Annotated in this window: 17 protein-coding genes and 4 pseudogenes; 17 read left to right on the forward strand and 4 right to left on the reverse strand. The window is 41.5% G+C overall.

The features are described 5' to 3' along the window. The first annotated feature begins 80 nt into the window (after positions 1-80). From dcd to dcuC, 3 genes are all read left to right on the forward strand, one after another. A complete protein-coding gene (gene dcd, locus A8F97_RS03490; protein ID WP_014700647.1) occupies positions 81-662 on the forward strand; it encodes a dCTP deaminase in 582 nt (193 codons plus the stop codon). 63 nt (positions 663-725) lie between these two features. Further along, positions 726-2,561 (forward strand): outer membrane assembly protein AsmA, encoded by a 1,836-nt coding sequence (gene asmA, locus A8F97_RS03495; RefSeq protein WP_015730871.1) that lies wholly within the window; start codon positions 726-728, stop codon positions 2,559-2,561. Between the two features lie 261 nt (positions 2,562-2,822). Further along, positions 2,823-4,175 carry an anaerobic C4-dicarboxylate transporter DcuC gene (dcuC, locus tag A8F97_RS03500; protein ID WP_015730870.1) on the forward strand — a complete coding sequence of 451 codons (1,353 nt, stop codon included), beginning with the start codon at positions 2,823-2,825 and terminating at the stop codon, positions 4,173-4,175. Positions 4,176-4,258: 83 nt separating this feature from the next. On the opposite strand, the gene A8F97_RS03505 is transcribed toward dcuC, so the two are convergent. Next, positions 4,259-5,845, reverse strand: a complete 1,587-nt coding sequence (locus tag A8F97_RS03505; protein ID WP_033071774.1) for a TerC family protein — start codon at positions 5,843-5,845, stop codon at positions 4,259-4,261. 648 nt (positions 5,846-6,493) lie between these two features. Between A8F97_RS03505 and wecA the strand changes: the two genes are divergently transcribed. The 9 genes and pseudogenes from wecA to wecB all read left to right on the forward strand — a co-directional run bounded on the left by wecA (position 6,494) and on the right by wecB (position 16,126). Continuing rightward, positions 6,494-7,573, forward strand: coding sequence for a UDP-N-acetylglucosamine--undecaprenyl-phosphate N-acetylglucosaminephosphotransferase (gene wecA / locus A8F97_RS03510; RefSeq protein WP_033071773.1), 1,080 nt, complete (start codon positions 6,494-6,496; stop codon positions 7,571-7,573). Positions 7,574-7,697: 124 nt separating this feature from the next. Next, positions 7,698-8,834 (forward strand): polysaccharide export protein, encoded by a 1,137-nt coding sequence (locus A8F97_RS03515; protein WP_033071772.1) that lies wholly within the window; start codon positions 7,698-7,700, stop codon positions 8,832-8,834. An 8-nt stretch (positions 8,835-8,842) separates the two neighbouring features. Then, entirely contained in the window at positions 8,843-9,277 is a 435-nt protein-coding gene (locus A8F97_RS03520) for an arsenate reductase/protein-tyrosine-phosphatase family protein (protein WP_033071771.1), read from the forward strand. 16 nt (positions 9,278-9,293) lie between these two features. Next, the gene (wzc, locus tag A8F97_RS03525; protein ID WP_033071770.1) at positions 9,294-11,468 is read left to right on the forward strand and encodes a tyrosine-protein kinase Wzc; all 2,175 of its coding nucleotides are present in this window, start codon (positions 9,294-9,296) and stop codon (positions 11,466-11,468) included. Positions 11,469-11,643: 175 nt separating this feature from the next. Then, positions 11,644-11,804 (forward strand): annotated as a pseudogene (locus A8F97_RS24525) (IS1-like element transposase); the annotation flags it as partial. Positions 11,805-11,868: 64 nt separating this feature from the next. Further along, positions 11,869-12,689: pseudogene (locus tag A8F97_RS22910) on the forward strand (IS5 family transposase). 41 nt (positions 12,690-12,730) lie between these two features. Then, positions 12,731-13,972: an oligosaccharide flippase family protein gene (locus tag A8F97_RS03535; RefSeq protein ID WP_033071769.1), complete on the forward strand. Its 1,242-nt coding sequence runs from the start codon at positions 12,731-12,733 to the stop codon at positions 13,970-13,972. After that, positions 13,965-14,984, forward strand: a complete 1,020-nt coding sequence (locus A8F97_RS03540; RefSeq protein WP_033071768.1) for a glycosyltransferase family protein — start codon at positions 13,965-13,967, stop codon at positions 14,982-14,984. Before A8F97_RS03535 ends, A8F97_RS03540 begins: the two co-directional genes overlap by 8 nt. Continuing rightward, positions 14,984-16,126, forward strand: a complete 1,143-nt coding sequence (gene wecB / locus A8F97_RS03545) for a non-hydrolyzing UDP-N-acetylglucosamine 2-epimerase (RefSeq protein ID WP_033071767.1) — start codon at positions 14,984-14,986, stop codon at positions 16,124-16,126. The genes A8F97_RS03540 and wecB overlap by 1 nt, the downstream gene beginning before the upstream one ends. 306 nt (positions 16,127-16,432) lie before the next feature. Here the strand turns inward: wecB and A8F97_RS03550 are convergent. Further along, positions 16,433-16,759, reverse strand: a pseudogene (locus A8F97_RS03550) (IS110 family transposase); the annotation flags it as partial. 147 nt (positions 16,760-16,906) lie between these two features. On the opposite strand from A8F97_RS03550, the pseudogene A8F97_RS22915 reads away from it, so the two are divergent. The 5 genes and pseudogenes from A8F97_RS22915 to A8F97_RS03570 form a co-directional block, all read left to right on the forward strand. After that, positions 16,907-17,997, forward strand: a pseudogene (locus A8F97_RS22915) (IS3 family transposase); the annotation flags it as partial. A gap of 312 nt (positions 17,998-18,309) precedes the next feature. Then, a complete protein-coding gene (locus A8F97_RS03555; protein WP_033071765.1) occupies positions 18,310-19,389 on the forward strand; it encodes an EpsG family protein in 1,080 nt (359 codons plus the stop codon). A gap of 11 nt (positions 19,390-19,400) precedes the next feature. Further along, positions 19,401-20,537: a glycosyltransferase family 4 protein gene (locus tag A8F97_RS03560; RefSeq protein WP_127087980.1), complete on the forward strand. Its 1,137-nt coding sequence runs from the start codon at positions 19,401-19,403 to the stop codon at positions 20,535-20,537. A gap of 435 nt (positions 20,538-20,972) precedes the next feature. Then, the gene (locus A8F97_RS03565) at positions 20,973-21,809 is read left to right on the forward strand and encodes a glycosyltransferase (protein ID WP_033071763.1); all 837 of its coding nucleotides are present in this window, start codon (positions 20,973-20,975) and stop codon (positions 21,807-21,809) included. Further along, complete coding sequence (locus A8F97_RS03570; protein WP_082218636.1) at positions 21,809-22,759, forward strand: NAD-dependent epimerase/dehydratase family protein; 951 nt, start codon at positions 21,809-21,811, stop codon at positions 22,757-22,759. The genes A8F97_RS03565 and A8F97_RS03570 overlap by 1 nt, the downstream gene beginning before the upstream one ends. Positions 22,760-22,820: 61 nt before the next feature. Here the strand turns inward: A8F97_RS03570 and rfbD are convergent, their stop codons facing one another. Together rfbD and rfbC are read right to left on the reverse strand one after the other, a co-directional pair. Then, positions 22,821-23,666: a dTDP-4-dehydrorhamnose reductase gene (gene rfbD, locus A8F97_RS03575; RefSeq protein WP_033071761.1), complete on the reverse strand. Its 846-nt coding sequence runs from the start codon at positions 23,664-23,666 to the stop codon at positions 22,821-22,823. Next, on the reverse strand, positions 23,663-24,199 hold the full coding sequence (gene rfbC / locus A8F97_RS03580) for a dTDP-4-dehydrorhamnose 3,5-epimerase (protein ID WP_033071760.1): 537 nt from the start codon (positions 24,197-24,199) through the stop codon (positions 23,663-23,665). Before rfbC ends, rfbD begins: the two co-directional genes overlap by 4 nt. Position 24,200: the final 1 nt, after the last annotated feature.

The raw sequence follows: 24,200 nt of genomic DNA on the forward strand, positions 1-24,200 counted from the left end.
ACAGATAATGCACTGCAGCGTGAAATATGACGAGTAGATGAGGTTTATCTGATAGATACCGGTGTCGAATGGAGAATAAGATGAGACTGTGTGACCGAGACATTGAAGCCTGGCTGGATGATGGCCGACTGGTGATTACGCCCCGTCCGCCAATGGAGAGAATTAGTGGCGCGACCGTTGATGTTCGTTTGGGGAATCAGTTTCGCGTTTTCCGCGGACACACTGCGGCGTTCATTGACTTAAGTGGCCCTAAAGATGAAGTTAGCGCGGCGCTGGATCGCGTCATGAGCGATGAAATAAATTTGCCGGAAGGCGAGGCGTTTTTTCTGCATCCAGGAGAATTAGCGCTAGCAGTAACGTTTGAGTCCGTCACACTGCCGGATAATTTGGTAGGTTGGCTGGATGGTCGCTCTTCTCTGGCTCGCCTGGGATTGATGGTTCACGTCACCGCACACCGTATCGATCCCGGTTGGCAAGGAAGAATTGTGCTGGAGTTCTATAATTCAGGTAAGTTGCCGCTGGCGTTACGCCCCGGCATGATGATTGGTGCTCTGAGTTTTGAACCGCTTTCCGGGCCGGCTGCTCGTCCGTACAACCGCCGTCAGGATGCCAAATATAAAGATCAACAGGGTGCGGTAGCGAGCCGGATCGATAAAGACTGAGCGTTTGGCAATAGGCCTGTAACGTAATAATCAGGCAGTCGCGCGTTTCGCAATGAGGGTGGCATGAGAAGATTTCTGACGACGCTGGCAATTCTGCTTGTGGTGCTGGTGGCAGGAATGGCGGCCTTGGTCGTACTGGTTAATCCCAATGACTTCCGCGCTTACATGGTGAAGCAGGTTGAGGAACGTAGCGGCTATCGCCTCCAACTGGACGGCGATCTGCGCTGGCACGTATGGCCGCAACTGAGTATTTTATCCGGCGGTATGTCACTAAGTGCGCCGGGTTCTAGTGCGCCAATTGTCAGTGCTGAGAATATGCGCCTTGATGTGCAACTGTGGCCGCTGCTATCGCATAAGCTGGCAGTTAAACAGGTGATGCTGAAAGGGGCTATTATTCGCCTGACGCCGGAAAGTGAAGCCAGGCAGGCCAACAATGCGCCAATTGCTCCAGTGGGATCACAGGCTCCATCTGAAGAACGGCGCTGGCGTTTGGATATCGATAAGATAAAAGTCGCCGATAGCCTGTTAATTCTGCAACGCAGTAATAATGAACAGATTAATGTTCGCGATATTAATCTTGCGATGGAGCAGAATAGCGATCGCCAGATTAACATCGAGCTATCGAGTCGTATCAACCGCGATCAGCGTGATATCGCCTTCTCTCTCGCAGCAGATGTCGATCTGCTGCGTTTCCCCGAGCAGGTCAATGCCACTATCACCAAACTAGATTACCAGCTCCAGGGCGCTGGAATACCGACAACCGGTATCAGCGGAACAGGAAGTGTTCAGGTAAGTTATCAGCAACAGCCTGAAAAAATCACGTTTAACCAGCTTGTACTCAATACCAATAACAGTCAGTTGTCGGGGGCAGGTAGTGTGACTCTGGGTGATATTCCCCATTACGAACTGGATTTGTTGTCTGAGAAGCTGGATCTAGATTCTCTGCTGGGGGTTGCGGCGGTAAAAGAAAATAACGCGCCTACGGTAGCGGTTAAACCATCAGCTCCTGTCATTTCAAATGAAGCTGAAGCGTCCAAGCCAGAAGATAGCTTACAGCGATTCACCGCGCGTCTGTCGCTACAGGCGGCATCACTGATTTACCGTGGCCTTAATGCCCGCCAATTCATATTACGGGCAGATAATCAGCCGGGGCTGCTCGATATTTCGACCCTAAGTGGCGAACTGGGCAGTGGGCATTTCTCATTGCCCGGTAAAGTTGTGACGAAATCATCAACCAATATCACGCTACGACCCGATCTCAAGGATATTGAACTGTCTCAACTGATGTCTGCGTTTACGCTGCCTGCCGAGGCGGTCAGTGGAAAATTGTCGATGACAGGACAATTTAGCGGCAATAGCTTTGCGTTGCCTGCTTTGCTCCAGCAGTGGCAAGGAACGGCGGTGCTGCAAGCCAATAATGTCCGTTTGCAGGGCTTGAATATTCAGCAAATGGTGCAGATGGCTGTGGCACGTAGCAACGGCAATGTGCGCGGTCAAGAACGCTATGAGCGTTATACTGAACTGCAACAACTGACCGGAAAAGTACAGTTGAACGCAGGTAAGTTGCGCCTTACCGATCTTAATGGTCGCTCAGAGCTGCTGTCACTAAGCGGTGTCGGACAATTCGATTTGCCGGCTCAGACGTGTGATGTCAACGTGAATGTTTCTATCACGCAGGGATGGCAAGGCGATGAGCAACTGGTCAGCGTGTTGAAAAATACGGCAATCCCGTTACGCGTCTATGGCGAGTGGGATAAATTGAATTACCAGTTACAGGTGGATCAGTTACTGCGTAAACGTCTACAGGATGAACTGAAGAAACGCCTGAATGACTGGGCCAGTCAAAATCAGCAAAACCAGAAGGGCAAAGACCTGAAGCAACTGCTCGACCGTCTTTAATTCCCAGACATACTGTGTCCCAGGCCGATTTGCTGCTTTCCGTCAGCAAATCGGTGGCTTATCCTCAATGCTTTCCTTTTTTATACTTCCCCAGACAGGCTTTGTGTTCGATGTCTCTTTTTTAACGCTGCATATTAATATTTTTCTCTTTTTTTATTTTCTAAAGCAGTAAACTCCGCACCCTGTTTTCGGTGCGGTGCCATATTCCGCTGCCGGGGAATTTCTGTCAGATAATTTATTACTCAGGTATCGAAACTCACTATGCTCGAACTTTTGATTGGTGTTGCTGTAACGACTCTGGTTGGTCGTTACATTATAAAAGGGTACTCCGCGACTGGCGTGTTGTTGGTGGGAGGCCTGTTACTCTTGGCAATCAGCGCCATGCTGGGGAAAAACGTATTGCCAGCCAGTGCGAAGGCGACGGGCTGGAATGCTACAGATATTGTTGAATACGTAAAAATTTTGCTGATGAGCCGCGGTGGCGATCTCGGCATGATGATTATGGTACTGTGTGGCTTTGCTGCGTATATGACGCATATCGGTGCCAATGATGTCGTCGTTAAGCTGGTTTCCCGCCCGCTGAAAATGATCAACTCGCCTTATTTGCTGATGATTGCAGCCTATTTTGTCGCTTGTCTGATGTCGTTGGCGGTGTCATCGGCTACTGGGCTGGGGGTGTTGTTGATGGCAACGCTGTTCCCTGTCATGGTGAACGTCGGCATTAGCCGTGGCGCTGCTGCTGCAATCTGCGCTTCCCCTGTAGCGTTGATCCTGTCGCCGACGTCAGGCGATGTGGTACTTGCCGCACAGGCATCGCAGATGAAATTGGTTGATTTCGCTTTTAAGGCTACGCTGCCCATTTCCATCATAGCGATCGTGTGCATGGCCGTTGCCCATTTTTTCTGGCAGCGCTATCTGGACAACAAAGCGAATGTTAGCCATGAGATTCTGGATGTCAGTGAGATCACGACGAATGCCCCGCGTTTTTACGCTATTCTGCCGTTTACGCCGATCATGGGCGTTCTGGTCTTTGATGGCAAATGGGGGCCTGAGCTTCACATCATCACCGTACTGGTTATCTGTATGGTGCTTGCCGCAGTGCTGGAATTTTTTCGCTCGTTCAATGCGCAAAAAGTGTTTGATGGGTTGGATGTAGCTTATCGTGGCATGGCAGAGGCCTTCTCTAGCGTCGTTATTCTACTGGTCGCGGCCGGCGTCTTTGCTCAGGGGCTTGGCACGATTGGCTTTATCAGCGGATTGATTGGTCTCGCGCAGTCATTTGGCAGCGGTGGGTTGGTGATTATGCTGGTGTTGGTGGTCATCACGATGCTGGCCGCAATGACGACCGGTTCGGGCAATGCGCCGTTCTATGCGTTTGTTGAGCTGATTCCAAAGTTGGCGTCTCAAATGGGTATCAACCCTGCCTACCTTGCCATTCCGATGCTTCAGGCTTCCAATTTGGGGCGTACCATTTCTCCGGTATCCGGGGTAGTGGTTGCGGTAGCAGGGATGGCGAAAATATCGCCGTTTGAGGTAGTGAAGCGCACATCAGTTCCCGTGCTGGTGGGGCTGATAGTGGTGGTGGTTGCTACAGAGATTATGATCCCTGCCTGATAATATATAGCAACAGCCCCTACCGTCCTTGAAGGGGCTGTGAGTATGGAGACGGTGTTGGCGGCTGCGCTATACCGACTCTATCACACTTCAAAGTCAGTCTGTGGTTCGTCGTTTGGTGTGATGCGGACTTCCACAATACGGTGGCTTTCCACCGCCAAAATAGTGAACTGGTAACCATCGATTGATAGCGTATCGCCCACTTGTGGAATCCGCTGGGCGTGTTCCATCAGCAGCCCTGCCAACGTGTAGTATTCACGTTTTGCGTCCAGCGCCAGCGGAACATACATCGTTAGGTCTTCAAGTGGAATATAACCATTTACGGTCCAACTGCCATCATCATTCTGCTGAATACTGTGGCGAGCATCGCGGTCTTCCCCTTCGCGCGGTAAGTTGCCCGCTATGGTTTCCATCACGTCACTTAATGTGACAATCCCTTCCATCGAACCAAACTCATCAACGACAAATGCAAAATGCGTTCTTGCTTCTCTAAACTGTTCCAGCGCTTGTAAAAGCGAGAGTTGCTCAGGGAAAACCAATGGCTGACGGATCAGAATTCGTGGGTTAAATGGTTCGCGGTTTAGCTGCTGCTGGAGTAAATCGGCAACATTTATGATGCCTAGAGGCTCGTCAGAGGTATTGCTGTCGGTTACCACAAGCCGGGAATGCGGGTTGCTGGTTAACAGTTTAGAGAGCGCCTCCTGCGTAATGTCCAGCTCAACCGACTCGATATCATGCCGCGACGTCATGATGCTACTGATAGTTCGCTGGGCCAGTCCCAATACCCGCTTTATCATCCGGCGTTCCTGAATATTGAAGACTTCCTGACCTGACCGGGTGTTGTCTGCAATCATCGACGAGTTTTGATTGTCCAGTTCAGCTTCTTCATGGCTACCGCGCAAAATACGCAAAACGACCTCTGCAGTCCGCTGACGCAGTGGAATGGAAGAAGAAAGAAAGCGTCGACGGTTAAACAGGGAAACCTGATTCAACATCTCAATCAGTACTGAGAAGCCTATCGCCGCGTAGAGATAGCCTTTGGGAATGTGGTAACCAAACGCATCCGCCACCAGGCTAAAACCAATCATCAGCAGGAAGCTGAGGCACAGGATAACGATGGTCGGGTGTTCAGCGACAAAACGGGTCAGTGGTTTACTGGCCAGCAACATCAGGAAGATGGCGATCGTCACGGCGGACATCATGACCAGCAGATGGTCAGTCATGCCGACAGCGGTAATCACGGAATCCAGCGAGAATATGGCATCCAATACTACAATCTGGGCGACTACCGGCCAGAAACGTGCACCTTTACGGTGGGCTTGCTGCTCCTCATCTTTTCCTTCGAGGCGTTCGTTGAGCTCCATGGTGGCTTTAAAAAGCAGAAATAACCCGCCAACCAGCATGATGACATCGCGAGCACTGAATGTGTGCCCAATAAACGTGAAAAGAGGGGTAGTTAACGACACCAGCCAGGAAATGGACGCCAGCAGACCCAGTCGCATAATCAGGGCAAGTAACAGACCGACGACTCTGGCTTTGTCACGCTGCTCTTTTGGGAGTTTCTCAGCCAGAATGGCGATGAAGATAAGATTATCAATGCCCAGAACCAGTTCCAGGACAACCAGCGTGGCCAACCCGGCCCATATCGTTGGATCAGCGATCCACTCCATAGTTATTTTTTCACCTTTAAATGAACGTAACCTTGATAGCGTATCAGGGCGCGCGTAGATGAACCAGAATTTGCGGGGATATTCTTTACCGCAATAGTGCTCACGGACAAATACCGACCAGATAGATGACAGGATAAGTCTTGTCATTTTTTTGACATAGAAAGATGAGTAGCTTATTGACAGGCTTTGGATGAAAAATCGACAATAAGTAAAATTTTAAGAATGATACGTAAGGTAGCGCACGTTACTATTTGATAATACGTGCATACAACGCATAGAATAATGCCCGAATTTCGGGAGGATTTTTACGACAGGGATGCACGTAGTCTTATTCTGAAAAGCTCCTTTCAAGCCATATTGCCCTTGTGCTATTGATGTCGCCGTCAATACTATGAGCGGGATTTAGTTTTTTTTATTTAGCTAAAACCATATAAAAAAATATATTGAATGGCCATTTTTTGTTAGATAAATCATTCGCTAACAGAGAAATTAAAGTATTTAGACGCAAGCAGATGGTTTACGGATCCAGGGTGTAGCCATTGGAGGGTGTTCCGTACGTTGTTTGACAGCGCATTGGTAGCTATGAGCCAAGGGCGGTAGCGTGTCTGATGCAAAACATTCACATAACGGGTTGATGATGGTGCAAAAATGCAAGAATTTGTGGTGGTCTTCCTGAGTGCTTTTGTTGCGTTGTTCTTAGCAAGAAAAGTGGCAATAAAAGTCGGATTGGTAGATAAACCAAATGAGCGCAAGAGACATCGTGGTCATATTCCACTTGTCGGAGGTGTTTCTATCTATATGGCCCTGTGGGTTATGTATCTATTTGATTCTACGTGGCTCCCTGATTTTTCTCTCTACATGATTTGCGCGACGGCATTGCTAGTAGTGGGCGTTTTGGACGATCGCTACGATCTTCCCGTTCTCCCCCGGGTTGGTCTACAGGCACTCGTTGCTGGCTTGATGATGTACGCTGGGGTCTATCTTGTATCTTTAGGCAAGGTGATGTTTGGTTATGAGTTATTCTTAGGCATTTTCGGCTATACAGTCACACTATTTGCGGTGTGGGGAGCGATCAATGCCTTTAATATGGTTGACGGTATCGATGGCTTACTGGGGGCACTTTCTTGTGTAACATTTGGTGCGTTGGCGGTGGTTTTTTATCTTAATGGACGGCACGAACTCGCACAGTGGAGCTTGTGCTTATTGGCTGCGACGTTACCTTATATTCTGTTGAATCTTGGTGTACCGTGGGGTAAAAAATTTAAAGTATTTATGGGTGATGCGGGTAGTACACTTATTGGCTTTACCGTTATCTGGCTACTGATTTTGGCTACACAAGGTTCTGATGCGGTGATTCGTCCGGTGACGGCGCTGTGGTTTATTGCTATTCCTTTAATGGATATGGTGACGATTATGGTGCGTCGGATCCGCAGAGGCGATAGTCCGTTCAAGCCTGACCGTGAGCACCTACACCATATTCTGATGCGTGCAGGTTTGACTCCTAGGCAGTCGCTATTGGCAATCGTTTTTGTAGCAATGGCTTTGGCTGCAATTGGTATTATTTGTGAATTAAGTGGTATAACCGAATCTGTTATGTTGAGCGCGTTCTTGGTTGTTTTTGTCGGTTATTTTTGGGCAATAACGCGAGTATGGCGTCTGCTGACCTGGATAAGGCGTGCCAGTCATGGGGCAGCTGTTGTTGCAGATAAGATGGAACAACGACGCTAACAGACAAATTAACGGCTGTTTGCGCTTTAGACTGTAGGTTTGCTTAACGAAATGTCCTCTATAATTATTTGATATTTTGTAGGGATTTGCGCTATTTTTAATCAAAAGTGATGGCATGAACAGGATGATAAAGCATAAATTGAAATTGATACCAATGGCGGTATCACTCGCTTTGCTGAGCGGCTGTACCCTAATCCCCGGTAGCCATCTTTCTACAAGCGGCAAAGCGGTTATCGAGCAGCAAGACGCTGATTTTAATATTGATAAATTAGTAAATGTTTATCCGCTCACACCGTATTTAGTGGATAAGATGCGAACTAAGCCACTGATTGCGCAAACTAACCCTGCGCTAGAACGTGAACTCCAACAGTATGAGTACCGTATTGGTATTGGCGATGTCATCATGGTTACCGTATGGGATCACCCTGAATTGACTACCCCGGCTGGCACATATCGCACCGCTGCGGATACGGGCAACTGGGTACATTCCGACGGTACAATCTTCTATCCGTATATCGGCAAAGTGAGGGTTGCAGGCAAAACGGTAATGGAAATTCGTGAAGATATCACATCACGTCTGGCAACTTATATCGAATCCCCACAGGTCGATGTTAGTATAGCCGCTTTCCGTTCTCAAAAGACGTATGTGACTGGTGAAGTTAAAACCTCTGGTGAACAACCCATTACCAATGTGCCACTAACCATCCTAGATGCAATCAATAAAGCGGGTGGGTTAAGCGAAAATGCTGATTGGCGTAACATTGTGCTGACGCATAACGGTCAGGAAAAACGTATTTCTCTTCAAGCGTTGATGCAAAACGGCGATCTTTCGCAAAACACCCTGCTATACCCTGGCGATATCCTCTATATTCCTCGTAACGATGATCTAAAAGTATTCGTTATGGGTGAAGTCAAGAAGCAAAGTACGCTCAAAATGGATCGCAGTGGCATGACTCTGACAGAGGCTTTGGGTAATGCTGAAGGCATTGATCAGACGTTTTCTGATGCCACTGGGATTTTTGTGATCCGTTCATTACGAGGGACACAAGGTCCTAAACTGGCAGACATCTACCAACTTAACGCGAAAGATGCTACAGCGATGGTAATGGGGACGGAATTCCAGTTACAACCTTATGATATCGTTTATGTAACGACGGCACCGATTGTTCGCTGGAACCGTGTTATCAGTCAGCTTGTGCCTACGATTTCTGGGTTCAATGAGTTGACTGAGGGCTCGCTGCGAATTCGTACTTGGCCGTAGAGATAATTATGTTTGATTCAATACTTGTCGTTTGCGTTGGTAATATTTGCCGTTCCCCTACGGGGGAACGGTTGTTAAGACAGGTTTTACCGACGAAAAGAATCGCTTCTGCTGGATTAGGTGCATTGGTAGGAAAGCCTGCTGATGCAATGGCAACTGAGGTGGCAAATCATCATAACCTTTCTCTCGAAGGGCATGAGGCACAGCAATTAACCTCTGCCTTATGCCACCAGTACGACCTGATTCTAGTGATGGAGAAAGGCCATATTGACGGGGTGGGGCGTATCGCGCCAGAAGTGCGAGGTAAAACCATGCTCTTTGGCCACTGGCTGAATCAGCAAGAAATTGCCGATCCGTATCGTAAAAGCCGTGAAGCGTTTGAATTCGTTTACTCACAACTTGAGCAGTCTGCCCAAAAATGGGTGCAGGTATTAAGCCGTTAACAAGTCAGGGAACCCCATGACAGAGAAAATTTCAGGAAAAGCATCCGAAACGAATGTGGATGAGATTGATTTAGGGCGTTTGTTGGGAACATTATTGGATCATCGTTGGTTAATTATTGGCGTTACCGCAGTTTTTACTATCGTTGGTATTCTTTATGCCACGTTTGCTACACCGATTTATAAATCGGATGCCTTAATCCAGGTGGAACAAAATGCCGGAAATTCCCTCCTTAAGGACATTTCTAGTGTATTACCTGATTCGAAGCCTGAATCAGCCGCAGAGATTGAACTGATTAAATCGCGTATGGTTGTGGGTAAGACGGTTAGCGATCTCTCTTTAGACATTATTGTTCAACAAAAATACTTTCCCGTTTTTGGCAAAGGTTTTGCAAGGTTGTTGGGAGAAGACGCGGGTAAGATTGCAGTATCAAGATTGGAAGTGCCTAAGTCTTGGGAAGATGAATTTATCAGACTTACCATTATTGATGAGCAAAATTACGTAATAGAAGCAGGGGATGCTGTAAAATTCAATGGAAAGATTGGAAATATAGAAAAACATAATGGTCTTTCTATATTAGTAAGCGATATTAAGGCTGAAAAAGGCACGGTTTTTCATCTTAAAAAGTTAAATACCATTACGGCTATCAATAATGTATTAGAAAATTTAGCTGTTGCAGATAAAGGAAAGGATACCGGAGTACTTTCACTAAACTATGAAGGTGAAAATCCTGAGTTAACCAATAAAATACTTAATAGCATTAGCCAAAATTATCTTCAACAAAATGTTGAACGAAAATCTGAGGAAGCAGGAAAGAGCCTTGAGTTTCTTAAAGAGCAGTTGCCTAATGTTCGCTTAACTCTTGATAATGCGGATAATAAATTAAACAGCTATCGGCAAAAAAATGAATCCGTTGATTTATCTTTAGAAGCGAAAGCTGTTTTGGATACGATGGTTTCTGTTGATACTCAGCTAAATGAGTTGACGTTTAAAGAAGCTGAAATATCAAAGCTTTATACTAAAGAACACCCAGCGTATCGTGCGTTAATGGAAAAACGTAAAACGTTGGAAGATGAGAAAGAGAAAATTAACAAGCGTGTTGGTAGCATGCCAAAAACCCAACAAGAAGTATTACGCTTAACACGTGATGTAAATGTTGGACAAGAAGTTTATATGCAGTTGTTAAATAAGCAGCAAGAACTGAGTATTAACAAAGCGAGTACGGTCGGTAATGTTCGTATTATTGATGCAGCTGCACTTCAGCTTAAGCCTGTGAAACCCAAAAAACTGATTGTTGTGTTATTAACGCTAATCATAGGCACAGTAATATCAACGGCATTTGTTATATTAAAAACAATGCTGCATAAAGGTATTGAAAACCCTGAACAGCTAGAGGATTTGGGTATTAATGTGTACGCCAGCGTTCCTTTATCAGAGTGGCAACAGAAGAAGGACAGGGCAATATTAGGAAAAGGTAAGAAAAGTAATACACGTTCTACTGAACTCTTGGCAGTAGGTAATCCTGCCGATCTCGCCATTGAAGCGATTAGAAGCCTGCGCACTAGCCTGCATTTTGCCATGATGGAAGCTAAAAATAATGTATTAATGATTTCAGGTGCAAGTCCGGCTATCGGTAAAACATTTGTTAGCGCAAACCTTGGTGCTGTTATCGCACAATCGGGACAGCGGGTACTGATTGTTGATTGTGATATGCGTAAAGGGTATGCCCATGAGTTAATGGGAACTCATGGGATTGATGGTCTTTCTGATATATTGTCTGGGCAAATAACGACAGAAAAGGGTGTCCGTAAGACCGCTGTAGAAAACATGGATTTTATCTCTCGTGGACAAATTCCACCTAACCCTTCTGAATTATTAATGCATAGCCGTTTCTCTCAGTTTATTGATTGGGCTTCCGAACGTTATGATATTGTTCTATTGGATACACCACCGATTCTAGCTGTGACTGATGCTGCAATTATCAGCCGGAATGTGGGAACTTCTCTCTTGGTTGCACGTTTTGAAGTGAATACACTGAAAGAAATAGAGGTAAGTGTTCGTCGGTTTGAGCAGAATGGTACAGAAATTAAAGGTGTTATTCTGAATGCGATTGTAAAACGTGCTGCTAGCTATTATGGATATGGAAATTATAATTATTATACTTATGAATATAAATCAGAGAGAAACAATTAATGTTTGCATCTTAAATAAATTACATAACTCAACAACCAGACGTGTGCATCTGGTTGTTCTCTAAAAGAGTCGTGTATTCAATATATTGATTGGAGTGTAAAATCTCCGGTTTTGGATATGCAATACAGTGGCTAAAGTTGATGTAAGATGCCCGTTTTCTGAATAGGCAGTCCCTGTGAAAAAACACGGTTATGGCAAAAGTGGCCTTATCAGTCATGCAAACGCACCTTCCAATTTGATTATTCCTATTGTGCCTGCCAAGCGGAAATGACAGACAAAGTCATTGACTTGGCAATGAATAATGCGGGTATTCGTGACACAGCGTGGGCACTACATACTAGGCTGTGCCCCTTAATCATCTGAGCTATAGTAACTACTTATTTCCACAACACTTTGAGATATGGCCCGATACGATCTTCCCGATGAAGCATGGAGCATCATCCAGCTCTTACTGCCTGCTGAATCTACATCCCCACGAGCCGGACGCCCATGGGCTGAGCACCGTAAAGTCATCAACGATATGTTTTGGGTGTTGTGTTCTGGTGCACCATGGCGCAATTTACCTGAGCGATATGGCTCCTAGAAAACGGTTTAGAATCGCTTTAATCGGTGGTCTAAATCTGGCGTTATTAACATTGTTTTCAACAAGTATTCATTACTTGATGACCATGGTCTTGTTGGCTGGCTTGCTACTGCGCTGGATGGCAGTAATATCCGTGCGCTGAAATGTGCTGCCGGTGCTCAAAAAAACATCCCAATCTCACCCTCGCGGTGGTTTTGGCACTAAAATCCATCTGGAGGCAGACACAGGCGGTCTCCCGCTAAACATTGTACTGAGTCCTGGACAGGCTCACGAAAGCCAGTTCGCATTACGCTTGCTGGATGGTATTGGTGTTCAGCGTCAGAACGGCAGCATGAAGCTGCCGTGGTTATGCGGTTTTAGCTGACAAAGCTTACTCAGGGCATGCGCTTCGTAACGAATTGAAACGAAAAGGGATAAAATCAGTTATCCCCCGAAAATCTAATGAAAAAATAGCTTCTGACGGACGCTCACGGTTCGCCAGTGACGTTTACCGTCGCCGCAACGTAGTGGAGGGATGTTTTGGCTGGTTAAAAGAGTGCCGGCGTATTGCCACACGCTACGACAAAACGGCGAGAAATTATCTGTCGATGGTGAAACTGAGCTGCATCCGACTCTTTTACAAGAAGTTATGCAATTAAGGGACACAGCCTAGTATTGATGGTAGGTATATTATATTATTATGAATGTAAAAATATTATTGAACATATTTTGGCTAATTAGCGAAAAAGGTTTCCAAGTTATTGCTGGGATAATTATTAGCGGGATGTTAGCTCGAGGTTTAGGCGTCGAAATGTTCGGCTCGTATCAGTATGCTTTAGCCATGGTTTTGCTTTTTTCTTCATTAAGTTTTATATGTGGGATGGAAGTGGTATTACCGTGTCTTGTTAATGCAAATGAATCAATGCGTGCTGAAATTATTAGTTCTGCTTTTGTTTTAAGATTATCATCAGCAGTATTAGGCTATATTGCTTTTGTTGTATACATGTATTTCTCCTCAAGTGATCCTTTACCTCTTAAAGCTTTATTTTTCTTAGGGGCTATTATACTTGTAAGAGAACCCTTCAATATTGTGGTAAGTCTGCTGCAGGCAAAAACAGATGAAAAAATTGGTGTGTTTATACGTTTGATATCACTCGGTATTAAATTTTCGGCATTTTTTTTACTTTTTCATACTAGCAGTATTACCGTTACTTCTGCCTCAATCCTATGGTTTATCGAAGCGTTACTTATTGCGATTGCATTAGTATTTTTGGCTCGATTGCTTGATCCTAACTTGAAATTTAAATTCGACATAAATAGAATAAAGGAATTGTTAGTGTCTGGTACTAAATTTTGGTTGGGTTTAGTATGTATGTATTTTTTTCTTCGAATCGATAGAATATTTTTGCTCCATTATACAGATTTAAAGCAATTAGGAATTTACGCGGCTGCAGCACAAATAAGTGACAATTTAGTTACACTGGCTCCGATTATTTCGATATCTGCAGCTCCAATTCTTATCTATAGCGTTAAATCAATTGAAACGATAAAACGTAATGTAGTCAGGCTTACGGTTTTTATGGCTCTTATCGGCGTTCTTATTGCGTTAACTGGGAGTGTGTTTGCAAATTTCATCGTAAATGTAATCTTTGGTACTGATTTTTCTGATGCAGCTACCGTTCTTAGATTAACCTTGCTTATTTCTATTCTTGTTTTTATCGATTCCGGATTAAATACTTTTATTATTAAATATGGAAGTGGAAAAGTTATTATATTGAAATGGGCGATTGCTTTGGCTATAAGCCTACTTGTGAATATTTTTTGTATTAAATCGCTAGGTCTGCACTCTGTTATACTTGCCAACTTTATGGGTTATACTGCGGCAATTATTTTTGGTTTCCTCTATTTGTTCAAATTTAAAAATGAGAAACAAAATGGCTAATGATATTGTTCTCTATGTACCGAAGAAGATCTACTTAAATGAAGCAACAAACTACTACTGTGATTTAGTGCTTGAAGGGTTGGGTTGTATTAATTATAAAATAGCATATAACATAAATGAGTTGAATAAGTGCGATTTAGTGTTTGTGTTGGATGCAAAAAGTTTGATATTCGTCAAATTTCGATACCCCACTAAAAAAGTTATAGTATGGTATCAGGGGGTAGTGCCAGAAGAAGCTTTGATGATGTTTAATAGTAAAGTTAAATTTTATTATTGGCGGCTTTTTGAATGGATTTCCCTTAATCTTTCATATTTTAACTTTTTTGTATCTTCGGCAATGTTGGAACATTATAAGAAAATTTATGGATTTAATAAGGATAATTATCAAATAATACCTTGTTTTAATAAAGAATTATCTGAGGAAAAAATATATCGCAACAAAAAAAAATATAAAGAAAAAACTTTCGTTTATGCTGGAAGTCTACATAAATGGCAATGTATAGATGAAGTATTGGCTTTTTTTAAAAATATTCAATATCTTCATCCAGAGTCAAAATTATTATTTCTGACGTTCAATGTCGATGAAGCTAAGGAAATTGTAGGTGGGTATGAAATTGACAATGTCGAGATACTGCGGGTATCAGAAAGTGAAGTTGATGAATATATTGCAGGTTGTAAGTATGGCTTTCTGATTCGTGAAGATAATACAGTCAATAACGTAGCAACACCCACTAAAATGAGTACTTATCTTTCTGTGGGAACTATTATTATAATGACTGATGTCATTCATGATTTTAATTCAAGGATATCAACAAAGTATTCATTCTGCTATACCCAGTCGCGTCCTCTTGAATGTGTCATAGATGATTTTTCCGCTGAAATTGATAAAGAAATTGATGTGGATGAGTTAGTTGATGAATATAAACATATATTTGATAATTATTATAATAGGAGTATGTATGTGGATGAAGTTAAAGAAAAATTCAATAGAATTCTAAACGAGAATAATTAATGAAAAAAACAATTATGTTAGTTTTTGGAACTCGTCCAGAAGCTATAAAAATGGCACCAATAGCAAATTATCTTAAACATGATGACCGTTTTATATGTAAGGTGTGTGTAACAGGGCAGCATAGACAAATGTTGGATAAAGTATTATCCTTATTTGATATTGTTCCGGATTACGATCTCAATATTATGAAAGCTAACCAGACGTTATCTACAGTAACTTCTGCAATACTAGAAGGTTTGGAAAGCATATTTTTAGCCAATAAGCCAGATATTGTTTTAGTTCATGGTGATACCGCAACGACGATGGCAACCACATTGTCATCTTATTTCCATCAGATCCCTGTTGGTCATGTTGAAGCCGGCCTCCGTACAGGAAATTTATATTCTCCATGGCCAGAGGAAGGGAACAGGAAGGTTACTGGTGCGATTGCAAATATTCATTTTGCTCCTACACAGCATGCTAAATTAAATTTGTTAAAAGAAAATGTGCCTGAATCGAATATCGCAATTACTGGGAATACAGTTATCGATGCATTACTTTTAGCTAGTGATCTTCTTAATAAGAATAAAAATACGGTTGCTGGCATGAGAGACCGTTTTCCGTTTCTCTGTGATAAAAAGAAAATGGTATTGATTACTGGTCATCGACGCGAGAATTTTGGCAGTGGTTTTGAAAATATCTGTTACGCAATAAAAAAAGTAGCGGAAGAATACTCTGATATGCAGTTTGTTTACCCTGTGCACCTTAATCCAAAGGTTCAGAAGCCGGTTAACGAATTACTTTCTGATGTGGATAATATATTTCTAATTGAACCACAGGATTATCTGCCATTTGTTTATCTGATGGGGCGTTCGCATTTCATTCTTACGGATTCTGGCGGGATCCAAGAAGAAGCGCCATCACTGGGAAAACCAGTCTTAGTAATGCGAGATACCACTGAACGTCCAGAGGCCGTTGATGCGGGGACAGTTAAGTTAGTGGGAACCGAAATTGAGAGTATTTACTCTAATATGAAAATGCTCATCGAAGATCAAAATATATATGCATCAATGGCATTGGCTCACAATCCTTATGGTGATGGAAAGGCTTCTTTGAATATCATCGGTACATTAGTAAACTACCTTGATAAGGCCCCCGATTAGTAGAACATGTACTTGGAGAATTAAACACCGAAATGATCCTACGGAGGTTCAGCCAGTGCAAGGTGTTTACAGCAATGTTCAAAAAGAGTAACTGAAGCCATATATCCGGTTTCTGATGGGGCTTTCATTACCCGACCCTCAGATTGAAGTCTGAAGTCTGAAGTCTGAAGTCTGAAATCATGAGTGAAGATTGGGCTCAATCTGTTCTTCTTTTTTGTTTTTAATTCTTACAGTCGGCGATTGATACTTCGACACACAAAAGACGAGAGTTCATTTTCTGCATCTTCCAGTATTACTGGGGCTCTTTTGTACAAATCGCATATTAGGATGAGTGACAGCCTCGAAAATGGCTTCTGTATCGACAGCGTTGGTTTTATTGGTTTTGACATACGGCTTGACATACTGTGGCGGCATCATCTGAACGTCGTGACTCTCACGGATAAATATACGGGCGAAATGACGACTTGATGAACATGCTTCTATGCCAATTAGGCAGGCTGGGAGTTGTATAACGAAAAGTACAAACTGACTACGGTTAAGTTTTTTCTCAGGACGGTTTTTTCCAGAGTGATCAACACCATGAAGAACGAATACGTTTTTAGCCAAATCAATACCGAGTGTAGGTATTTGCATTTTTGCGCTCCTCTTAACCAGGATGTGACTCTCAACTTTGGCACATCTGTTGGCGTTTAAGTGGAGCGTCCATCGCATTATTAGTGGGTACGTAGCTAAGTGTGTAAACTCAATAACAGAGGAAATTCACGTGACAAAACCAACTAGAAGCTACGTAAACAATATACATCAGAATTTCGTCAGGACGTCCTGAAACTTGCTGAACGTATCGGTATCGCTGCGGTTGCCCCCAGCCATTATCAATGGCGAATTAAACTGCAACAGCAGCTCTCGTCATCCGAATGGGAGAATGCTCTTACTGTCGAAAATGCTCGCCTCAAACGACAACTGGCTGAACGAGAGGAAGAGCTGGCCATCTTCCAAAAGGCCGCGACATGCTTTGCAAAGCGCCTGAAATAAAGTATGTCTTCATTGAAAAACATCAGGCTGGGTTCAGTGCTAAGGCGATGTGCCGTGTATTGCTGGTTGCTCGCAGCGGCTGGTATAGGCGGCTCACATGTTGTTATCTGAACTCGTCACGACAGCAGGTCCGGTTGGACTGTAATGATAGGTTTTTTTCGATGAAAAACAATACCATAGTGCACCTTGTCTGGCTGCTGAGTTACGGATACACACCGTAAAAACCATCGCAGCCAGCCTGCGGCGTCAGGGAGTACGGGCAAAAGCATCGTGAAAATATCGTCCAGTGAGTTATCGTGGGCATAACTTTCCGGTATCAGAAACCTGCTACAACAGGGTTTAGTGTCTGAGGTCCGAATCAGAAGTGGGCAGGTGATATCACTTACCTGCGTACCGATGAAGGGGGACTGTATCTGGCGGTGGTAATTGATTTATGGCCGCGTTCCGCTATCTGTGCTGGTCGATGTCATCAATGATGATGGCACAACTTGTATGCGACGCGCTAGATGGCATTGTGGCGTAGACAGCATCCGAAACCGGTTATCGCGCATACGGGCAGGGGAAGTCAATATTGTTCAGGGAATTATCAAAAGTGACCGAAGCGACATAAGTTGCGTGGCAACATGACTGCTAAAGGATGCTGTTACGATAATGCGTGTGTGGAAAGTTTCTTCCACTCGTTGAAAATTGAATGCATTCACGGAAAACGATTTAGCAGCCGGGAAACGATGAGATCAACAGTATTTAATTATATCAAGTGCGGTTATAATCGCTGGCGTCGGCATAGTGCTTGTGGCGGCCTTAGCCCAGAGCAGTTTGAAAACCAGAATCTCGCTTAAGGCTGTGTCCACTTTACGTGGGTGAGATAAGTGAGGTGCACCAGTTGGTAAAAGCACAACACCCGGAATTCTGCTCAGGCAGGACAAGGAACTGGCAGCCCGTAGGTGAGATGATGCTGAATCCCGAGCGGAAAAAACATGTCGCCTAAATCAACTAGGGGGCCAACTATCTTGATACTTACCGCAGCCTAGTTAGTGATTTGATAGATAATTTTTTTGAAATTTTAATTGTAAATATGTAATTAATTCTTAGTTGATTCTACATAAGGGATTGCATGATTTATTTCATTTTTTTATTTTGAGGCGTTGGTAATGGAACCGTATTTTTATGTTTTTTCATTTATTTTTATTACTGGGTGCATTTGTTTTCCTTTAAAGAGATATACTGTTTTTTTTAATTTTTCTGTTGCTATTGTTCTTGTTTTTTTTGCTGGTTTTCGGCATGTTGGTGTTGGTGCTGATGACTATAATTATGTACAGCAATTCATGATCACTCCGGGGCTAAATAGTTGGTTTTCATCGAGCTATGTTTATCGATATTTAGATAGTTATATGGAGCCTGGGTTTGTTTTTTTAAACTCAATATTGAGATATTTTACAGATGATTATAGGTTTTTATTTTTAACTGTAGCATCGATATCTATATTTATTACAGCTTATTGTTATAGGAAGTTATCCCCCTATCCTATATTCTCTTTTTTGATCTATTTTGTTCATGCATATTTATATAGAGATATGAATCAAATTCGTGCAGGACTTGCTGTCTCTATGGGCCTTTTTTTAATTTTTAGTATGCATGATAGAAAGATTTTCAAAACGATAATTATAATATTATCAGCATGTTTTTTTCACATGTCAGCGATTATTTATTTTTTGTTTGTGCTTTTTAATAAGCTGGCGTTATCAAGGGGTTTGGTATTGCTCCTATTAACTTTAGCCATTTTTTTGAATTTGGCTGATGTTCCGGCCTTTCTTATTAATAATATCCCTAGTTTAGGATATATTTCTGCTAAAGTAACCTCATATGCAGCCTCAAATGAAGCTGATACGACTGCATTATTCGATCTGACAAATATAAAAAATATATTCATCTGCGCTTCTATTTTATTTTATTTCAAAGAGTTTAAAACTGAGGTGAAATATTTTGATGTAATGTTCAGTATGTTCTTTTTATCAGTGCTTTGGCGGATTTTGTTTTCCGATTTTGGTATTTTAGCTGGGAGGGTGTCGACTTTTCTGAGTGTAACCGAACCTATTTTAATATCATGTTTTATTGTTTTCTTTAATAAAAAAATAATTCCAATAATGTTGATTTTTTTATATTCTTTTTTGGTTTTATATATTAATCTCTTTGTTAAAGAAGGTCGATTCCCTTATTTACTGTCTTTTTGAGGTTTTGTAACGTGAAAAAAATAGTTTATGTAGTAAGTACACTTGGGCGATCCGGACCAACGAACCAGCTTTTTAATCTTATAAAGTATATAGATAAGTCTTCTTTTTCAGTAAATATTATAACTTTTTCTCCAGAGCCTGAGCAGACTAGATGGAAAGATTTTAAGGACTTAGATGTATCTTTGACATCTCTTTCTATGAGTAGATTAAAAGGTATGTTTTTTTTACGTAAAGAGTTAATGTTTTTTTTAAAAAAAGAACGTCCTGATATTATTCATTCACAAGGCTTTCGTGCTGATTTTTTAGTATCTTTAATAAGAACTAATTCTAAAAAATTATGTACTATTCATAACTTCCCTAAGCTGGATTATCGTATGACATATGGAGTAATCCTTGGTGGGATTATGTCATTTATACATCTTATTGCGATGAGGAAATTTAATCTTCGTGTCGCTGTTTCTGATGCTGTTAAAAAATGTTTAATAAATGATAGGGATGTTGGAGAAGTTGTTTCTATTCCTAATGGTGTTGACACGGAATTATTTAGAACAAATTCGAGTAAAAAGAGTTTGTTGAAAAGAAAGCTCTTATTGGGCGACAATGACATTGTTTTTATTTCATCGGGTCACTTGGTAGATAGAAAAGATCCTCTTTTTTTAATTGATGCTTTTTCAGAGTTAATAAAAAAAAATAAAAGATTGAAATTAATTCTTCTTGGCGACGGCCTTCTTAAAAGGCAATGTGAATTTGAGATTGAAAGTGAAGAAGGGATTCTTTCTTTAGGCCATGTTGATAATGTTTCTGACTATCTTCTATGTGCTGATTATTATGTTTCAGCGTCTAAGGCTGAAGGATTACCTTATTCTGTTATCGAAGCTTTAGCATGTGGGTTACCATTGTTAATTTCAAATATATCACCACATATAGAGTTAATGCACATGGGGGGGGAGGGTAATTTAGGCTTTTTATATGAATTGTCTAAAAAAGAAGACTTCATAAAGAAAATAAATTTATTGCTTTCAGCCAATAGATCATTGTTGGCTGATAATGCAATTAAATTGGTTGACGAAAGATTAAATTCTAAAATAATGGCTTCATTATATGAAAGGAATTACTTTGATATAATCTCTGGTGAGCCCAGTCATTAGTGAGTGAAATATTCTCCAGTGAAGCTATCAATAAAATTTATGCATTTTCCTATTTAATGTAAATCTCCTAATTTGTTGTGATTTGGCAAAAGCATCCGATGGTAGTTATTAGTGAGAGAGCAATTCTGACCTTGGGAACTAGGGTATGGCATCAAAAATAAAAGTGGTGGCTGTAGTGAACATTAAGGTTAGCCATTAGTAGTCCTAAAAAGGTTGAGTTGTGCGCTTATTACTATGTAAATAGTAACTTAGGGGTTATGTAGAGTTTAATTTTATTAATAAATCAACTAATGAGTTAAATGTTTTTACATATTGTGATTATCAATCATTAGTTAACGAATTTGGTTTTTTAAGATATCAATGAACAGTGTTGATAGGTTATTTCGTGGGTTTTACTCTATGTATGTGATAATTTTATTTAGAGACAAATGATTTATGCGAGAGGAAGATTTTTTTAGTGTTTTAATGTCTATATATAAGAATGAGACGCCTGATAACTTTAATGACTCATTAAATAGTTTGTTTTGTCAGACATTAAAACCGGCAGAGGTTGTTATAGTTGTTGATGGTCCTGTTGATAATGCTATTTATGAGGTTATAGAGAAATGGAGGTCATCACTTAATCTTGTTGTTAAAAAAATTAAAAGTAACGTTGGTTTAGGTAATGCTTTGAATTTTGGGTTGAATTTTTGTAGCCACGAGTTGATCGCAAGAATGGATACTGATGATATTTCTTTACCGGATAGATTTTTTAAGCAAATCAATTTTATGAGTATAAATCCAAGCATTGCTATCTTAGGTGCTAATGTTGAAGAGTATGATAGATTGATGCAAAAATCTCTTGGGTTTAAAAATGTACCGAGTTCATATAATGAAATTTTATCCTTCTCAAAAAAAAGAAATCCTTTTAATCATATGAGTGTGGTTTTTCGAAAGAGTGTTATATTATCAGTTGGTGGATATAGGGATCATTTATTAATGGAGGACTACAATCTTTGGCTTAGAGTTATTGCAACTGGACATCACGTAAAAAATTTGGAAGATACTCTCTTAAGTGTGAGGGTTGATAGTAATTCTTTGGTGAGAAGGAAAGGTTTTTTATATATAAAAAGTGAGATCAAGCTAGCGAAGCTTAAAGTTGAGTTAGGCATTCAAGATAGGAAATCATCATTTTTTACTTTTATTTTTAGATGTGTGCCACGATTACTTCCTAAGTTGTTGTTGACATACATTTACAAAATTAATAGAAAAAAAACCGTATGGAGATCATAATGATTGCGATCATTGGTGGTTCTGGATTTATTGGGACTGTTTTTTCCCGTCTTTTGACGAGAAAAAACATTGAATTTAAAATAATTGACAAAAAAAAATCTGAGGCTTTTCCTGAGAAATGGGAATATGGCGATGTTACTAATCTTGATACGCTTATCCCTGTGTTAAATAATGTCCATACAATTATTAATCTTGCTGCCGAACATAAAGATAATGTACACCCTATAAGCCTGTACTATGACGTGAATGTCACGGGAGCTGAAAAAGTTTGTGAAGCGGCAAAAATAAATTCTATCAAAAATATCATTTTTACCTCTTCTGTTGCAGTATATGGTTTTGTAGAAAACGAAACAGGGGAAGATGGCGAATATCATCCATTTAATCACTACGGAAAGTCAAAGTTAGAAGCAGAGTATGTGTACGATGCATGGTTCGCTGAAAGTCAGGGTAATAAATTAGTAACAATAAGGCCAACAGTTGTTTTTGGTGAAAATAATCGTGGGAATGTATATAATTTATTTCGCCAGATAGCATCCGGTAAGTTTTTGATGATTGGTTCTGGTGATAATCAAAAATCCATGGCATACGTTGAAAATATTGCAGCATTTATTCATTATGTTACGGGGCTATCTGATGGTAAATATGTGTTTAATTACATTGATAAACCTGACTTCACCATGAACGAGTTAACAGGAATAATAACTAAAGCTTTAGGGAAAAAAGAAAACAATATTAGAGTCCCATATTCTGTTGGTTTGCTTGGTGGTTACTGTTTTGATGTATTAAGTAAAATTACAGGTAAAGAATTTCCTGTTAGTAGTATTCGCATCAAGAAGTTTTGTGCCAGAACTCAATTTAAATCTAATTTTATTGGTGATTTTGATTTCGTTGCGCCAGTTCCTTTGTCTGAAGGAATTGAAAGAACTGTTCGAAACGAATTTTCAAACTGATTTGACTGAATTGGATTGTTATATACTGTAAACCTGCCTTGATTATGAAGGCAGGCCGTTTTTAAATGCTCTTGTTGATTTTTTTTAACCAATTTGATTGGGTAATGTTAAGGTTATTAATTTTAAAGCAATCTAATGTCGAATATTTCGGGCGCTTCGCTGGCGTAGGATATTCCTCAGTATTTATTGCTGTTAATATTGGCGCAGAGGAAATAGCGTTTCTCTTACTGGCAACCTTAAAAATCTCCTCAGCAAATTCATACCAACTTACTTCCTCATCCCCACAATAGTGATAAATCCCACCTTCAGCATTCTTTTCCAGAAGAGCAATAATCGCTTGTGCTAAATCCCCTGCGTAGGTTGGACAACCGCGCTGGTCGTTAACTATACTCAACGAGTCTCGTTCTTTAGCTAACCGGAGCATTGTCTTAACGAAATTATTGCCGTATTCGCTAAAGACCCATGCGGTACGCACAATAATTGCTTCGGGGGCGATTTTTGTTACCGCCTGTTCACCTGCCAGCTTGGTGTTGCCGTAAACGCTTAGCGGATTTGTTGCACTATCTTCGTTGTAAGGTTCTGTTGCATTACCATCAAAGACGTAGTCTGTAGAGACATGAACGAGCCGCACATTATATTTAGTCGCTACGATTGCTAGGTTCTGGGGGCCGTGCACGTTGATGCTTTCTGCAATCTCAGGCTCTGATTCTGCTTTATCCACGGCTGTGTAGGCCGCGGCATTAACGATAGCATCTGGTTGAAAATTTTTTACTACCTCTGCAACACGTTCTAAATCTGTGATATCCAGTTCATTAGAATCGGTTGCCAAAATCTCCCATTCTGCAGGTAAACGATCCTGAAAACAGCGGCCTAATTGCCCCTTTGCACCCGTCAGTAATATTTTCATTTTGCCAGATCCTTGAATAACTTCCCTAATTTGTCTTTCTCAGAGAGCAATGGATCGGATATTGGCCATTCAATACCAACTTCAGGATCGTTCCATAACAGGCAACCTTCATCGGCTGGGTTGTAATAATCCGTACATTTGTATTCGAAATCGGCAAACTCAGAGAGGACAACAAAACCATGCGCGAGTCCCGGTGGGAGCCAAAATTGTGTTTTGTTTTCTTCTGACAGCGTTACGCCGCACCATTTTCCGTAGGAAGGCGAGTCTTGGCGAATATCCACCACAACATCAAAAACCTCGCCGTGAACTACGCGAACCAGTTTTCCCTGTGGGTTTGTTTTCTGAAAATGCAGGCCGCGTAAGACACCTTTACTCGAGCGGGAGTGGTTATCCTGAACAAAGTCTACATTGATATCCAACATCTCTTGATAGCGCTTCTTCTCGAACGTTTCCAGGAAGAAGCCTCTTGCATCACCGAATACTTTCGGCTGAATGATTTTTGCGCCGTAAACAGCGGTATCAATGATTTGCATC

The sequence above is a fragment of the Pectobacterium parmentieri genome, from assembly GCF_001742145.1.
Taxonomy (GTDB): domain Bacteria; phylum Pseudomonadota; class Gammaproteobacteria; order Enterobacterales; family Enterobacteriaceae; genus Pectobacterium; species Pectobacterium parmentieri.